Origin of the sequence: Pseudoalteromonas maricaloris, assembly GCF_024746855.1 — a bacterium.
GTDB lineage: Bacteria > Pseudomonadota > Gammaproteobacteria > Enterobacterales > Alteromonadaceae > Pseudoalteromonas > Pseudoalteromonas maricaloris.
The window spans coordinates 2,718,913-2,733,665 of record NZ_CP024625.1 but is presented as its reverse complement, the minus strand read 5'-3'; the positions used below and the strand labels follow the sequence as shown (position 1 = coordinate 2,733,665).

Below are 14,753 nucleotides of genomic sequence, written 5' to 3'. Positions count from 1 at the left end.
AGATACTTTGTGTTTTAATTTTCATATAAATTAACTCTGAAATTTTTCTTAATTTAATTAAAACTATAGTAATCAATAATATAAGGTGTTCTTGGGTTGAAAAATTTGCTTTTGGGAAATTGGCTTGTTGTGCCTAGATTGAACCAGATTGTGGAGTATCCGGCTGGCCGTGAATATACCGTCACCCCAAAAGTGATGAAATTACTGTTGGTGCTGATCGATGCGAAACCTGAGCCTCTGAGTATTGATACCCTCGTCGAGTTAGTTTGGCACCCGAAGGTGGTGTCTGACAATTCGGTCTATCAAGCTGTTGCGCAGTTAAGAAAGATTTTAAACACAGATCCGCAATACGAAGAATATATAGAAAGAATATCAGCTCAAGGCTACCGCATTCATCCAAACATTGCGCTTAGAGAGCATAAAGTGGCTGTGATGCCAGTGAGCAAAAAGCGAATTTGGCTGCTTGGTGTCACCATTACGTTGCTCGCTCTAATCGCTTTTTTTGCTTTTTATATTCAAACTGATCAAAAGCACAAGACACAAAACAACCCATATTTTGATGAGATCACTCTTGCCACACACCTATCCCAAAGTACAGCAGTGGAAGAGTTAGCGCGAGCGAAAACGATTTATCAACAAGTGTTATCTAAACAAAGTGATAATGTCGAGGCACTCAGTGGCTTGTGCAATGTCTTTATGGGGCTAAGTGTATATGGCGCGGTGTCAGAGTATGAATCGCTTGCTTTGTGTCGGCCATTGTTAGAAAAGGCACGGATCTTAGATGATACAAATATTGAAGTGATAACCTCTCTAGCACGCTTTGCGGTGATGGAGAGTGAAATTGAGCAAGCACAGGATTATTTTAAGCGCGGATTTGAGCTCTCAACCAAGCATGCTCGCCTATGGCATTGGTATGGTCGATTTCTTCGGGACCAACACAAAATACCCGATGCAATTGCTGCGCATAAACAAGCGTATCAGTTAGCACCAAACGATGCGGTTATTATCCGAGGATTAGCCTATGCCTATTTGAATTTTAGAGAGTTAGTGCTCGCTCGAAAATATTTTGATCGTAGCGTTGCCGTTGCTCCCCACACTAAAAACAATCCGCTCTATGCGCTAGACTTTTATCCGCTTAACCAGAATAGGGCAAGCCAATATTTGCTGTGGTACCAAAACAATCACATCAGTCATAGTAAATTGTACCCCGCGCAGCAATTGAGCCACATATTAGTGTTATTGAGTTTAGGGCGAGCAGAAGAAGCTGGGAAGCAATATCAGCAAGCCGCCAATTTAGGTTCAATTTCTACAGCATTTAGACTCTATGTTGAAGCCGGGATCGCATGGCGACAAGGTGATGTAGAAAAGGCTGAAGGACTCTTAAAGCAGCGATACGAGCTAGACTCAAAGGGTAATCATTATGTGATGCCTTATATTCTGGCTTTACTTGCACGGCAGAAAGTACAACCCGCGCTAACACTTTTTGAACAGCATTTTGCTGATATCGCGGCGCTTAAATTGCCAGAGGCAGGCAATGTAGGGCAATACCTTACTTATGCACTGATGCTGAAACGTACAGGTGAACAAAGCAAGCTCAAGCGAGTAACACAGTTGTTGGCACAATACCTTAATCAAGGAAATCAGCTAGATGCAGCTTTATCACCTTACTGGTTCGCACTTAACAATGAAGCAGCAGAAACACAACAAGCACTGGCGCAGCTGCTCAATACTGGCTGGTTACCCGACTACAATGATAGTTTTTTTGCTACGGATCTTTATCTCGCTTTGACATCAGACCACGAATTTAAACAAGCATGGCTGAATAAGCTTAAAAGCAGACAGAACGAGCTCTAATACGTTTGGTTACTCAGGCATAAAGCTCGCTCTGTGATTTAAAAGTAGGGAGCGAATTTCTCTGGGGGCTTTCAATATGTGCAATACTGCTATTGATTATGCTTTTCACACATTAAAACTTCATCGCAGAATGGCAAACTACATGCCTTATAATTTGCGGTCAGAAAAATTACTAAACCGTTTGGGTTTTTGTAAAAGAAGGGTTGGCGCATGAGTACCTTAAAATTGCCGGTAAATGGGAAGATCATATACTTACCCCTCTCACGAGGAATCAGTGTGCATCACATTGCAAGTAGCGTGCGAAGCGCTGTTACGCATTTTTGTGTAAGCTCCGCCTTTCTATACAAAAATACTTCACTACAATTTACCACTGTTGCGGCGTAATAAACATAAAACAATATGAGCAATCAACAACATTGGCAAAGGAAGTGGAGAGAAGTATTAGGAGAGTCGACTGACTCAATGCCTGATATCAGGGAGGATTATGCTCTTCATTTCGACATATGGAAACTAGATGATGAAAAGCTCGAAGCCTGCTTTTCAATATTTCCAAATGGCAAGCGAATACTTAAAAGAGTGAAAGAAGTCCGAAATCTACAGATACTGATGATGAAACACTCTTAAGCAAGCTAAATCAACTCAATGAAAATATAGAGATTGTGCTTCAAGCATTCGGCGATCAAGCACTTATTGAGTTAAATAGAGAAAAGTCTTGCACTGAGAAATGTCGTGTTTATCGAGGCAGTGAAACGCTAAGGTGTGAAGTGTTTAAAAATGCGGATCCACCCACCATATATTTAGATGATGCACTGTCTGAAATTATCAAGAAACACTGTGGTGGAGAAGGTTACGAAGCACTTTTCTTTTTAAGTGAGCCGCTATACCAATTGGCTGGTTGCGATTATACCGTTTCGCATTGGATAGCATGGGCAATGGTAGAAAACGAATACGATACCGATCCGTACTACGAAGCATTTGAGTTATACAAAATGAAAGCAGAGGCAGGATGGTCTGATGAGGAGCAATTTGTTTACATTAACAGCTCAGTGTTGAGCGAAGATGATCCCGTTATGGCCAAGTCTATATCGCCTTAAGTGAGTTCGAAGCCTCACACCGCGTAACAATCTCACCTGCATTAAACATGGCTATTTTCAGCTAGGGTGATTTGTAGCTTGTTAGTTGAGCTTCATCTGGTACAATCAGTGGATTAACAAGCACAACCTGCCAATCAAGGCATTGATGTAATAATAAAGTGGTGTGAGATGAGAATTTTCAAAGCCAAGAGCCCAGCTGGATTTGCTGAAGAATATATTGTTGAGTCAATTTGGAACGGCGAATTCCCTCCGGGATCCATTCTACCTGCTGAGCGTGAGCTTTCTGAACTCATTGGTGTAACAAGAACAACACTGCGCGAAGTATTACAAAGGCTAGCTCGAGATGGCTGGTTGACTATCCAACACGGTAAGCCAACCCGAGTAAATAACTTTTGGGAAACGTCAGGGCTTAATATTTTAGAAACCTTAGCGCGTCTCGATGAAGACAAGATGCCTGAGCTGACCGATCAGCTGCTGTCAGCGCGTACCAATATTAGTGCTATCTATACGCGTGCGGCGATAAAATTCAATCCGCAGCGTGTTATCGATATTTTGTCTAAGCATGAAGAGCTAGAAGACACCGCAGAAGCGTTTGCCGATTATGACTACCAAGTTCACCATGAGCTGGCAGGTGCTGGGCAAAACAAAATTTATGTGCTTATTTTAAATGGCTTCAGAGGGTTATACTCAAAAATTGGTTGCCATTACTTTTCTGATTCAAGAACACGAGGACTGGCGAGACAGTTCTATGCAGATTTAACCAAACTGGCAGAAAATCAAGAACACGATGGTGCTATTTCATTGATGCGTAAGTATGGTCACCAATCGGGTGAAATTTGGCAGCAGATCCGCGGCGATATGCCAGAAAATATCATGGACTAATGTCCACTGAGTGATAGACATCTTAAAAAGGCTTCTTCGTGAAGCCTTTTTTGATCTCCGAATGGCATTTTGAGCGGAGGCATTTTTGTCTCATCGAATTTATAGATTGGTGCTATCGGTAAATTCGATTGTTAATTATGGCGCTTGCCAAATACACTAGGCGCAGTTTTTGGCGGTGAGAATGACAAAGAGACTTTGGTTATGAATTTAGCTAGGGTTGTTTTTTCATAAGCACGCCACAATATTATGAACAAGATATTTTGGTCTCGACACGAGATACCAAGATAAGATTGGAAATAAACCTAACTATTGGAGATAAAAATGGGTGTATTAGTAGGCCGCAAGGCACCAGACTTTACAGCAGCAGCAGTACTAGGTAACGGTGAGATCGTAGATAGCTACAACCTGCACGAGCGTATTAAAGGTAAAAAAGCGGTTGTTTTCTTTTACCCACTAGACTTCACGTTTGTTTGTCCTTCAGAGCTAATCGCGTTCGACAAGCGTTACGAAGAGTTCCAAAAGCGTGGTGTTGAAGTGATCGGTGTTTCTATCGATTCTCAATTCTCACACAACGCATGGCGTAACACTCCAGTAAACGAAGGCGGTATCGGTCAAGTTAAATACGATCTAATCGCTGATGTTAAGCACGAAATCTGTCAAGCATACGACGTTGAACACCCAGAAGCTGGTGTTGCTTTCCGTGGTTCTTTCCTAATCGATGCTGAAGGTAATGTACGTCACCAAGTAGTTAACGACCTACCACTAGGCCGTAACATCGACGAAATGCTTCGCATGGTTGATGCACTAGCATTCCACGAAGAGCACGGTGAAGTATGTCCAGCTGGTTGGACTGAAGGTAAAGCAGGTATGGATGCAAGCCCTGAAGGTGTTGCTAAGTTCCTATCTGAAAACGAAGGCGCACTATAATTTAGTGTCGACTTTATGATATCTCGCTGATATCAAAAAGAAACCCGCCAATTGGCGGGTTTTTTAATGGCTACTGATACCTCAATAGCTTTCTCAGGGTAAAACTTTGACTACTCGGCTACCTTGCCTACTTTAGCAAGTGCCATGCTAGTTAAAGTTGATAAACTGACCCAGTGATTTTATCAGTTGAATGCTCAGGTAAGCGGCAAATAAACTGATCACGGGAGTTGCGAGCAGACTCAGAAATTCGAGTTCATTAATCATTAGTCTCTTCCTTTTTTTCTTGCTCGTTGTTATTGGTTGTTTGAAACGCTTTCTCTAAAGACTGTTTGGTCTCAATTTTTATTTCTTCCAGATTCGCTTTGATTGACTCAGTGATAGCTTGCGTTACTTTGGTTTTTACTTCTTGAAGTAATGAAGCATCAATTTCTGCAGCTGTTGTTGTCATGCTTGCTGTAAACAGTAAAGTGGTCATGGTGATTTTCGCTAAAGTAGTCATAATAAGTTTCCTTGTAATTTGTTAGTCGCAATAACTATTACAAAGGTTGTGCCAAAATGAATTTAATTTTTATGTTATTGATTTTTATGTGTTTTAATTTTTTATTGGCATAGGGGAGTTAATGGGGTGGTGAATTTGACCAGTGCAGGATGGGTGAAATGGCTAAGATTTAGTTAAATTTATTAAGGCTGGATTAAGCGAAGTAAGAAAGGATGAAGAACAATGTTTGGGCCGAATTAACGGCCAAAGTTAGGGTCATCAGGTAAATCAACCAAGATTAATACAGCCCCTTTACCGCCATATTCTAAAGGTGCTTGGTGCATCGCCAGTATATCTGGATGCTGGACAAGATACTGCGGTACTTTATGTTTAAGCACACGTTCACCAATTCCATGCACCACGCACGCACAAGCAATATGCTGCTTCTTACAAGCATGAATTAATGCTGCTAGTTCTTGTTTTACCGTTTCTTTATTTAGCCCGTGTAAATCTAGGATGAGTTCGGGCGCGTAGTCACCACGCCTTAGCTGCTTTGCTAAATAGCGATCAGCTCCGGGCTTTACGAAATTGATGGTTCCCGAGGTATCAATATCAGGAATATACTCGTCAGAAAAGTAAAACTCAGATTGCTGCTGCTTGACTTGTTGCTTCAGCTCAATGCTCTGAATTTTTTTCTTTTGTTTGAGCTGCACCTGATCTTGTTTGAGGGGTTTCACACCATTCAAAGACTCACGAAACATCGCGAAATCGTCATTTAGGTCAGCATTAGTGTTAGATTCTCTGTTCATGAGGACATTTTAAATAAAAAAAGCATAAAAACCTAGCTTAAAAACCGCTACAATAGCGCCATATAGTTTGATCTTTAGAGAGTCATCATGACGGAAATGTCGCAACCACTTATTACCGAAGAAATGGCCGTTGAAGCCTTTCAAGACTTACATACCATTCAGGACTGGGTACGCTGGACAGCGAGCCAGTTTGTGAGTAACGAGGTATTTTTTGGTCATGGTACGGATAATCCTTGGGACGAAGCTGTCAGTTTGGTGCTTCCGGTGCTGCATATGCCAATTGATGCCCCCAAAGAAATCATGCATGCGCGTATGACGCAAAGTGAAAAAGCGCATCTGATAGAGTTTATCAAAGCACGTATCGAGCAGCGTATTCCCGTCGCCTACTTAACCAATCAAGCTTGGTTTGCTGGTATGCCGTTTTATGTTGATGAGCGCGTATTAGTACCACGCTCACCATTTGCAGAGTTAATCGCAAAACATTTTTCCCCCTGGGTAGCTGCACCAAATAAAGTAACGCGTATTTTAGATATGTGTACGGGCTCTGGTTGTATTGCGATTGCATTGGCCAAAGCATTTGAGCGCGCACAAGTAGACGCGGTAGATATTTCTTTTGAAGCCTTAGAAGTGGCTGATCACAATATCAATCAGCATATGATGCAAGACAGAGTCTTTGCTATCCAATCTGATGTATTTAGTGGTGTACCGGGTCAAAAGTACGATTTAATCGTAGCGAACCCTCCTTATGTTGATGCAGAAGATATGTCAGATCTGCCAGAGGAGTTCCATCATGAGCCAGAGCTTGGCTTGGCGTCAGGAGAAGATGGCCTTGATGTGACCCGCACACTACTGGCAGAAGCGGCCGATCATCTAAATGATGATGGTTTGTTATTTGTCGAAGTTGGCAATTCTATGGTACATATGGAGCAGCAATTTCCTGAAGCGCCATTTACTTGGTTAGACTTTGAGCATGGTGGTTTAGGGGTCTTTGTCGTATCCAAACAACAACTATTGGAATACTTTAAAAACTGATAGGGAGCCAATGCTCTCTATCGTCTATTTAGGAATGAGGAAAAACGATGGCAGGCAATAGCATTGGCCAATTATTTAAGGTGTCGACCTTTGGTGAAAGCCATGGCGCCGCGCTTGGTGGCGTGGTGGATGGTGTACCACCAGGGCTTGAGATCACTGAAGCTGATTTACAAATCGATTTAGATAGACGTAAACCAGGTCAAAGCCGCTACACAACACAGCGCCGAGAGGGCGATGAGATAAAAATTCTCTCGGGTGTGTTTGAAGGCAAGACCACAGGTACGAGCATTGGATTGTTGATTGAAAATACCGACCAACGTTCAAAAGATTACTCAAACATCAAAGACTTGTTCCGTCCGGGTCACGGCGACTATACCTATTGGCACAAATACGGACATAGAGATTATCGCGGTGGTGGTAGGTCGTCGGCACGTGAAACCGCCATTCGAGTTGCAGCAGGTGCAATCGCGAAAAAATATCTCAAGCAAGTCCATGGCATCGAAATCAATGCCTGTCTTTCTCAATTAGGCCCGATTAAAGCCGAGCATTATGATTGGTCAGCCGTTGAAACCAATCCATTTTTCTTTCCCGATGAATCTAAGCTAGAAGCGCTAGATGAATATATGCGTACGCTGAAAAAAGAAGGAGATTCAGTCGGCGCAAAGGTAAAAGTCGTGGCGAAAAATGTGCCTGTTGGTTTAGGTGAGCCAGTGTTTGATCGTTTGGATGCTGAGATAGCGCACTCCTTGATGAGCATTAATGCCGTAAAAGGCGTAGAGATTGGTGATGGCTTTGATGTGGTTGAGCAAAAGGGCTCTGAGCATAGAGATGAGCTAACGCCACAGGGATTTACCTCTAATCATGCCGGCGGCGTTTTAGCGGGTATTTCTACAGGGCAAGATATTATCGCATCAATTGCGCTAAAACCGACATCAAGTATCTCGGTACCGGGGCAGAGTATTGATACCCACAACCAACCACAAGAAGTTGTGACGAAGGGTCGCCATGATCCTTGTGTTGGTATTCGTGCCATTCCAATAGCAGAAGCCATGTTGGCTATTACGCTCATGGATCACTTATTACGTCACCGAGGTCAAAACCAAGACGTCAATTTGCCGCACAAGCCAATTCCTGGTCATATCTAGCCAGTAGCGAGTAAGCTAATTTTGGCACAGTGATTGCTTTTCTTGGACAAATCAAGGAGAGCAATCATGATCACTTACCAAACCCACTCCGCAATTCGTACCACTGAGTCCGTTTCAGAGCAGCAAAGCCTTGCCCAAACTAAACGAGCTAATACCGCTGCGCAGGAGCAAGACTATGTCGCGGCTGCTAACATCGCAGCTCAATCATCCCCTGTACTCGATAATAAAGCCGACGATCGATATAAATATGAAGTGGTGGAGCGTAATCAGTCATTTCTCGAAAAAATGAGAGAAGCGGTAATGTTTAGCCGCTTAGGGGCAAATAAAGAGAAAATAGACGAATTAAAAGAGAAAATGGCAGAACTTGAAAAGCTTGCGGCTGAGGGAAAAATTTCACCTGAAGAATTAGAAGAGCGGATGGCCGCCTTACAAGAAGCGATGAGAGAAGCGGTAACTCAGGAAGAAAACAAAGCGAACAAGGACACGCTAATGAGTTAGTGAGGCTTAAAATAATAAAAGCCTCAACAGAGGCTTTTATTATAGCTATAAACTAACAGCGTTTAGCTGTGATATTTTTCACACGCTTCTAGCGTATTTTCGATTAAGCTTGCGACGGTCATTGGGCCCACACCACCTGGCACTGGGGTAATAAAGCTCGCATTTTGTTCTGCGATGTCGTATTGCACGTCACCTACTAGTTTGCCTGATTCTAAGCGATTAATGCCTACATCGATGACAATCGCGCCTTCTTTAACCCAGTCGCCCGGAATAAACTCAGGTTTACCGACCGCCACAACCAGTAGATCGGCACGACGCACATGGGTTTCGAGGTCTTGCGTAAATTTATGGCAAACGGTTGTAGTACAACCAGCAAGTAGCAGCTCTAGTGACATAGGGCGACCAACGATGTTTGAAGCACCAACCACAACAGCATGCATGCCTTTATAACGCACACCGGTAGAGTCGAGTAGGGTGATGATCCCTTTTGGCGTACAAGGTCTCAGTGCTGGCATTCTTTGGGCTAGACGACCTACGTTATATGGGTGAAAGCCGTCGACGTCTTTATGAGGATCAATACGCTCTAATACTTTTTCTGCGTCTAGGCCTTCAGGTAGCGGCAATTGTACTAAGATCCCATCAACTTCAGGATCTGCATTAAGCTCATCAACAAGCGCAAGTAATTGCTCTTCGCTTGTATCACCTGGTAAGTCGAAAGATTTAGAAACAAATCCGACTTCTTCACAGGCTTTACGCTTTGAACCAACATAAACTTGGCTCGCAGGATCCTGGCCTACTAATACCACAGCCAAGCCAGGCGCTCTTAGACCTTGCGCTAGTCTGTCTTGAACTCGTTGTGCAACAGTAGAACGAACTTGTTTCGCGATAGCTTTGCCATCAATGATGTTTGCCGTCATGATTGACCTATATTAAGGGTTAAAAAACTTGAACGATGATAGAGCCTTTAAATTCTTCTATACAAGCACTTTCATGTATTGATGAAATGATTGCTTAATAGAGATGAAAAATGGGGTCGCTCTATTTATATGTCCCTTTAGTTATTACAAAGGAGGACATTTGCCCGCTATTTTCTCAAAAAACAGCCAGTCCGCCAAGTTTGCATTGCGTAAAAGCAAAGGTTTTCATGATCTGTTCTACAAGAAGTGTTCAAAAATTGTTTAAGTCAGCTGTTTTATCAACAATTTGTGGCAAAATTAGGCAGTTGAAACAAAAACTAAAAAAAATATTTGACCTACTTCGGGCAAATCACTATTATGCACCCCGTTGCCAACGAGGACTCACCGATAAAAAGGTTCTTAGTTCTCCAAGGTCACAGTCGGCGATTAGCGCAGCTTGGTAGCGCACTTGGTTTGGGTCCAAGGGGTCGCAGGTTCAAATCCTGCATCGCCGACCACTTTTAAAATAAGAAAGTAGCATGAAGATGTTTACGAGTTTGCGCCCTTAGCTCAGCTGGATAGAGCAACGCCCTTCTAAGGCGTCGGTCGAAGGTTCGAATCCTTCAGGGTGCGCCATCTTATTTTAATCCACATGTAGTGGCGGCTGTAGCTCAGTTGGTAGAGCCCTGGATTGTGATTCCGGTTGTCGTGGGTTCAAGTCCCATCAGTCGCCCCATCTACATGCCTAAATTAGTCGGCGATTAGCGCAGCTTGGTAGCGCACTTGGTTTGGGTCCAAGGGGTCGCAGGTTCAAATCCTGCATCGCCGACCACTTCTACAAAATATATATGTTCGGCGATTAGCGCAGCTTGGTAGCGCACTTGGTTTGGGTCCAAGGGGTCGCAGGTTCAAATCCTGCATCGCCGACCACTTTCTCTCTAGTATCTCAGTCATTTATTTCAAATTTACTAACTTTTAATCAATTAGCACCAATATGCCTATTTATTTAACCTGATTGCTCGACTCCGTCGTTGAATAGGTTATAATGCCGCGTCTATTAATTAACGTAGTGCCCGTAGGGCAGGCAACAAGCGTCACATGCAACGGAGAGTTTGGCAATTTAGCCGAAGGCCCATAAAAAGCATGATGGTTGTCTTGTTAGTAAGGAAGGCGCTTTGTCGCCCAAAAATGAAGATTGAGGTAAATCATGCAAGTTTCTGTTGAGACGACTCAAGGCCTTGAGCGCCGTCTGACCATCACCGTTCCTGCAGAGAACGTTGAGACTGAAGTTAAAAAACGCCTACAACAACTGTCAAGAACACAGCGTATCGATGGCTTCCGCCCTGGTAAGGTTCCAGTGTCAATCATCACTAAGCGTTACGGCGCAGCTGTACGTCAAGAAGTTGCTGGCGATCTGATGCAGCGTAACTATATCGAAGCAATCATTGCTGAGAAAATCAACCCTGCAGGCGCACCATCTTTTGCTCCTAAGTCACTAGAAGCTGGTAAAGATCTAGAATTCGATGCAACTTTTGAAGTATACCCAGAAGTTGAACTTAAAGATCTAGACAAAATCGCGGTTGAGAAGCCTGCAGTTTCTGTAACGGATGAAGACCTAGCGAACATGCTTGAAACGCTTCGTAAGCAACACGCTTCTTGGACTGAGAGCGATGCTGTAGCTGGCGAAAAAGACCGTGTAACGGTTGATTTCGTTGGTACAATCGACGGTGAAGAGTTCGAAGGCGGTAAAGCTGAAGACTTCCCTCTAGAGCTTGGTCAAGGTCGTATGATCCCAGGTTTTGAAGACGGTATCGTTGGTAAAAAAGCAGGTGAGGAAGTTGTTTCTGACGTAACTTTCCCTGAAGAATACCACGCTGAAAACCTAAAAGGTAAAGCGGCTCAATTCACAATCACTGTGAAGAAAGTTGAAGTTCAAGAGCTTCCTGAACTAACTGACGAGTTCGCAACTAAGTTTGGTGTTGCTGAAGGCGGCGTTGACGCACTTAAAGAAGAAGTTAAGAAGAACATGGAGCGTGAGCTAAACCAAGCGGTTAAAGCGAACGTGAAAGATCAAGCTATCAAAGGTCTTCTAGAAACTAACGAAGTTGAAGTGCCAAAAGCACTAATCGACCAAGAAATCGATGCACTTCGTCAACAAGCTGCACAACGTTTTGGTGGCAACGCACAAAACATGCCTGAGCTTCCAGCTGAGCTATTCCACGAGCAAGCAGTAACTCGCGTGAAAACTGGCCTACTACTAGGTGAAGTGATCAAAGCGAACGACATCAAAGTTGATGAAGATAAAGTTGCTGAACTAATCGACACAGTTGCTTCTGCATACGAAGATCCAAGTGAAGTAGTGGCATACTACAAAGCAAACGATCAACTAATGCAGCAAATGCGCAACGTTGCGATGGAAGAGCTAGCAGTTGAAGCAGTACTTGCTGCTGCATCTGTTTCTGATGTTGAAAAGTCATTCGACGACATCATGAATCCACAGGCTGCTCAATAAGTCTTTGAAGAAATCATTGACTTACAGCTAAGCTGAAGTTTAAATGGCTCGAGTTACTCTAATAGAGAATTCGGGCCATTTTTGTTTTTAGGCCTTGATATTGAAGCATTAAGTACTTATATCTTGAGGCATGGCTTATTTTATTAGCTATACTTATTTTACGAGTCAGGTTTCGTTGAGTATTACTGCTACAGTTATATCTACTCGTTTCAATTCGCTCAAAGAAGTATTAGCCTAAACACCGATCACAGAATGTTTTTATGGACCGCGCTAAGTCCAATAAAGTTGCTGCGAATAGGCAATAGATTCTGTGCTAATAAGGAATAAGAAAACATGAATGATGGTATGATCGATCCAATCAATGCGTTAGTACCTATGGTCGTGGAGCAAACGGCTAAAGGCGAGCGTTCTTATGATATTTACTCACGACTGCTAAAAGACCGTATTATTTTCTTAACTGGTCAAGTCGAAGACCATATGGCCAATCTAATCGTGGCGCAGATGCTGTTCTTGGAATCAGAAAGCCCTGACAAAGATATATTCCTGTATATCAACTCGCCAGGTGGTTCTGTGACCGCTGGAATGTCAATCTACGACACGATGAATTTTATCAAGCCTGACGTTAGTACGGTTTGTGTTGGTCAAGCTGCGAGTATGGGGGCATTTTTGCTATCTGGCGGTGCTAAAGGTAAACGTTATTGCTTACCTAATTCTCGTGTGATGATCCACCAACCTTTAGGTGGCTTCCAAGGTCAGGCTTCTGATTTTGAAATTCATGCCCGCGAAATCTTAGCGATAAAAGAGAAATTAAATCGCTTAATGGCGGAACACACCGGTCAGCCTTATGATGTGGTTGCGCATGACACAGATAGAGACAACTTTATGACTGCAGATCAAGCGCTAGAATATGGCCTGATTGATGCAGTTCACTCTCGTCGAGAGCTTAAGTGATTATGAATTAGCCGATGAGTTGAATTCATCGGCTTCTACTGTGCCAAAGCCAAATTTCTTTGGTATAGTTAAAAGAAATACGATGTTATCTAGAGATAACAGCAATTGAATGAGGTAGCTGAATGTCAGACACTCCAACAGACGGCGATAAGAATAGCAAGCTACTCTACTGCTCATTTTGCGGTAAGAGCCAGCATGAAGTTCGTAAGTTAATTGCCGGTCCATCTGTCTATATATGTGACGAGTGCGTTGAACTTTGTAACGACATCATTAGGGAAGAAATCAAAGATATTGCGCCTAAGCATGACGCGTCTGATAAATTACCTGTGCCAAAAGAGATCAGAAATCACTTAGATGATTATGTGATAGGTCAAGACCACGCTAAAAAAGTCTTGTCTGTTGCGGTTTATAATCACTATAAGCGCCTGCGTAACCAAGGCGGCAAGGGTGATGTAGAACTTGGCAAGAGTAATATTCTACTAATTGGTCCAACGGGTAGTGGTAAAACCCTTCTAGCAGAAACGCTTGCACGTTTACTTGATGTTCCATTCACAATGGCAGATGCAACGACATTAACCGAAGCCGGTTATGTGGGTGAAGATGTTGAAAACATCATTCAAAAGCTTCTGCAAAAATGTGATTACGACGTTGAGAAAGCACAGCGTGGTATTGTTTATATCGATGAAATCGACAAAATTTCAAGAAAATCTGACAATCCATCGATTACCCGTGATGTGTCAGGTGAAGGTGTACAACAAGCACTACTAAAATTGATTGAAGGTACGGTTGCATCTGTTCCACCACAAGGTGGTAGAAAGCACCCGCAACAAGAGTTTTTACAAGTAGATACTTCTAAGATCTTGTTTATTTGTGGTGGTGCGTTTGCAGGCTTAGATAAAGTCATCGAACAGCGCAGTACAAAAAATACTGGAATTGGCTTTGGTGCTGAAGTTAAATCTAAAGACTCTGAGCGCTCATTAAGCGAAACGTTTAAAGACGTAGAGCCTGAAGATTTAGTTAAGTACGGCTTAATTCCTGAATTTATTGGTCGTTTGCCCGTAGTTGCAACTTTGACCGAACTGGACGAAGAAGCACTAATTGAAATTCTAAATGAGCCGAAGAATGCACTCACTAAGCAATACGCGGCGCTATTTAAGATGGAAGGTGTTGACCTTGAATTCCGTGAAGATGCGCTACGAGCGATTGCTCATAAAGCGATGGAGCGTAAAACGGGTGCCCGTGGTCTGCGTTCGATCGTCGAAGGCGTATTGCTTGATACTATGTATGAGCTTCCTTCACTAGAAGAAGTGAGTAAAGTCGTCATTGATGAAACGGTGATCAAAGGCGAATCAGACCCTATTATGATTTACGAAAATAACGGTAAAGAAAAAGCGGCGTCTGAATAGCTCAGTATGAGATTGAAAAAAGGAGCCTAGCGCTCCTTTTTATTTCTTAGTCCACATCAGATAGAAACCAATATAGTCAAATTGTTATAACAATAAAGGGCAATAGTGAGGCAAGTTTTTAGGGGGAATTTTTTATACATTCCACCACGATAAATTGAGTGTCAAAACTAAGCTTTTTATCCGTTAAATTGATCTCTACTTGATGCGGATTACTATAAACTATTGAACTTTATCTGCGTTATCCCCATATAGCTCAGTATTCCCAAAAT

At 42.8% G+C, this 14,753-nt stretch carries 14 protein-coding genes and 5 tRNA genes; 16 read left to right on the top strand and 3 right to left on the bottom strand.

Annotated elements, in window-relative coordinates; all coding sequences use genetic code 11:
• Window positions 1–96 precede the first annotated feature (96 nt).
• The 5 genes from CTT31_RS11995 to CTT31_RS11975 all read left to right on the top strand — a co-directional run bounded on the left by CTT31_RS11995 (window position 97) and on the right by CTT31_RS11975 (window position 4,757).
• Entirely contained in the window at window positions 97–1,854 is a 1,758-nt protein-coding gene (locus CTT31_RS11995; RefSeq protein WP_260491328.1) for a winged helix-turn-helix domain-containing protein, read from the top strand.
• Between the two features lie 76 nt (window positions 1,855–1,930).
• Entirely contained in the window at window positions 1,931–2,068 is a 138-nt protein-coding gene (locus CTT31_RS23615) for a GNAT family N-acetyltransferase (protein WP_331708017.1), read from the top strand.
• A gap of 445 nt (window positions 2,069–2,513) precedes the next feature.
• On the top strand, window positions 2,514–2,948 hold the full coding sequence (locus CTT31_RS11985) for a hypothetical protein (protein ID WP_260491327.1): 435 nt from the start codon (window positions 2,514–2,516) through the stop codon (window positions 2,946–2,948).
• Window positions 2,949–3,116: 168 nt separating this feature from the next.
• Complete coding sequence (fadR, locus tag CTT31_RS11980; RefSeq protein ID WP_010371123.1) at window positions 3,117–3,830, top strand: fatty acid metabolism transcriptional regulator FadR; 714 nt, start codon at window positions 3,117–3,119, stop codon at window positions 3,828–3,830.
• A gap of 321 nt (window positions 3,831–4,151) precedes the next feature.
• Window positions 4,152–4,757 carry a peroxiredoxin gene (locus tag CTT31_RS11975; RefSeq protein WP_010371125.1) on the top strand — a complete coding sequence of 202 codons (606 nt, stop codon included), beginning with the start codon at window positions 4,152–4,154 and terminating at the stop codon, window positions 4,755–4,757.
• Between the two features lie 256 nt (window positions 4,758–5,013).
• Here CTT31_RS11975 and CTT31_RS11970 read toward each other — a convergent pair whose 3' ends face one another.
• Both CTT31_RS11970 and smrB read right to left on the bottom strand, forming a co-directional pair.
• A complete protein-coding gene (locus CTT31_RS11970; protein WP_045990797.1) occupies window positions 5,014–5,256 on the bottom strand; it encodes a hypothetical protein in 243 nt (80 codons plus the stop codon).
• A gap of 236 nt (window positions 5,257–5,492) precedes the next feature.
• Window positions 5,493–6,044 (bottom strand): endonuclease SmrB, encoded by a 552-nt coding sequence (gene smrB, locus CTT31_RS11965; protein ID WP_010371129.1) that lies wholly within the window; start codon window positions 6,042–6,044, stop codon window positions 5,493–5,495.
• 96 nt (window positions 6,045–6,140) lie between these two features.
• Here smrB and prmB point away from each other — a divergent pair, with 96 nt between their 5' ends.
• From prmB to CTT31_RS11950, 3 genes are all read left to right on the top strand, one after another.
• Window positions 6,141–7,076 (top strand): 50S ribosomal protein L3 N(5)-glutamine methyltransferase, encoded by a 936-nt coding sequence (prmB, locus tag CTT31_RS11960; RefSeq protein ID WP_211860050.1) that lies wholly within the window; start codon window positions 6,141–6,143, stop codon window positions 7,074–7,076.
• A gap of 47 nt (window positions 7,077–7,123) precedes the next feature.
• Window positions 7,124–8,221, top strand: coding sequence for a chorismate synthase (aroC, locus tag CTT31_RS11955; protein ID WP_039497056.1), 1,098 nt, complete (start codon window positions 7,124–7,126; stop codon window positions 8,219–8,221).
• A gap of 66 nt (window positions 8,222–8,287) precedes the next feature.
• A complete protein-coding gene (locus CTT31_RS11950; protein WP_260491325.1) occupies window positions 8,288–8,719 on the top strand; it encodes a hypothetical protein in 432 nt (143 codons plus the stop codon).
• Between the two features lie 62 nt (window positions 8,720–8,781).
• Here CTT31_RS11950 and folD read toward each other — a convergent pair whose 3' ends face one another.
• Window positions 8,782–9,636 (bottom strand): bifunctional methylenetetrahydrofolate dehydrogenase/methenyltetrahydrofolate cyclohydrolase FolD, encoded by an 855-nt coding sequence (folD, locus tag CTT31_RS11945; RefSeq protein ID WP_010371140.1) that lies wholly within the window; start codon window positions 9,634–9,636, stop codon window positions 8,782–8,784.
• 420 nt (window positions 9,637–10,056) lie between these two features.
• Here folD and CTT31_RS11940 point away from each other — a divergent pair.
• The 8 genes from CTT31_RS11940 (at window position 10,057) to clpX (ending at window position 14,484) form a co-directional block, all read left to right on the top strand.
• Window positions 10,057–10,133, top strand: a tRNA-Pro gene (locus tag CTT31_RS11940).
• A 41-nt stretch (window positions 10,134–10,174) separates the two neighbouring features.
• Window positions 10,175–10,251: transfer RNA gene (locus tag CTT31_RS11935), tRNA-Arg, on the top strand.
• Between the two features lie 24 nt (window positions 10,252–10,275).
• Window positions 10,276–10,351, top strand: a tRNA-His gene (locus CTT31_RS11930).
• Window positions 10,352–10,370: 19 nt separating this feature from the next.
• Window positions 10,371–10,447, top strand: a tRNA-Pro gene (locus tag CTT31_RS11925).
• A 21-nt stretch (window positions 10,448–10,468) separates the two neighbouring features.
• Window positions 10,469–10,545, top strand: a tRNA-Pro gene (locus CTT31_RS11920).
• 277 nt (window positions 10,546–10,822) lie between these two features.
• The gene (tig, locus tag CTT31_RS11915) at window positions 10,823–12,127 is read left to right on the top strand and encodes a trigger factor (RefSeq protein WP_260491324.1); all 1,305 of its coding nucleotides are present in this window, start codon (window positions 10,823–10,825) and stop codon (window positions 12,125–12,127) included.
• A 333-nt stretch (window positions 12,128–12,460) separates the two neighbouring features.
• On the top strand, window positions 12,461–13,078 hold the full coding sequence (clpP, locus tag CTT31_RS11910) for an ATP-dependent Clp endopeptidase proteolytic subunit ClpP (RefSeq protein WP_010371147.1): 618 nt from the start codon (window positions 12,461–12,463) through the stop codon (window positions 13,076–13,078).
• Window positions 13,079–13,200: 122 nt separating this feature from the next.
• Complete coding sequence (gene clpX, locus CTT31_RS11905; protein WP_010606725.1) at window positions 13,201–14,484, top strand: ATP-dependent protease ATP-binding subunit ClpX; 1,284 nt, start codon at window positions 13,201–13,203, stop codon at window positions 14,482–14,484.
• The last annotated feature ends 269 nt before the right edge of the window (window positions 14,485–14,753 follow it).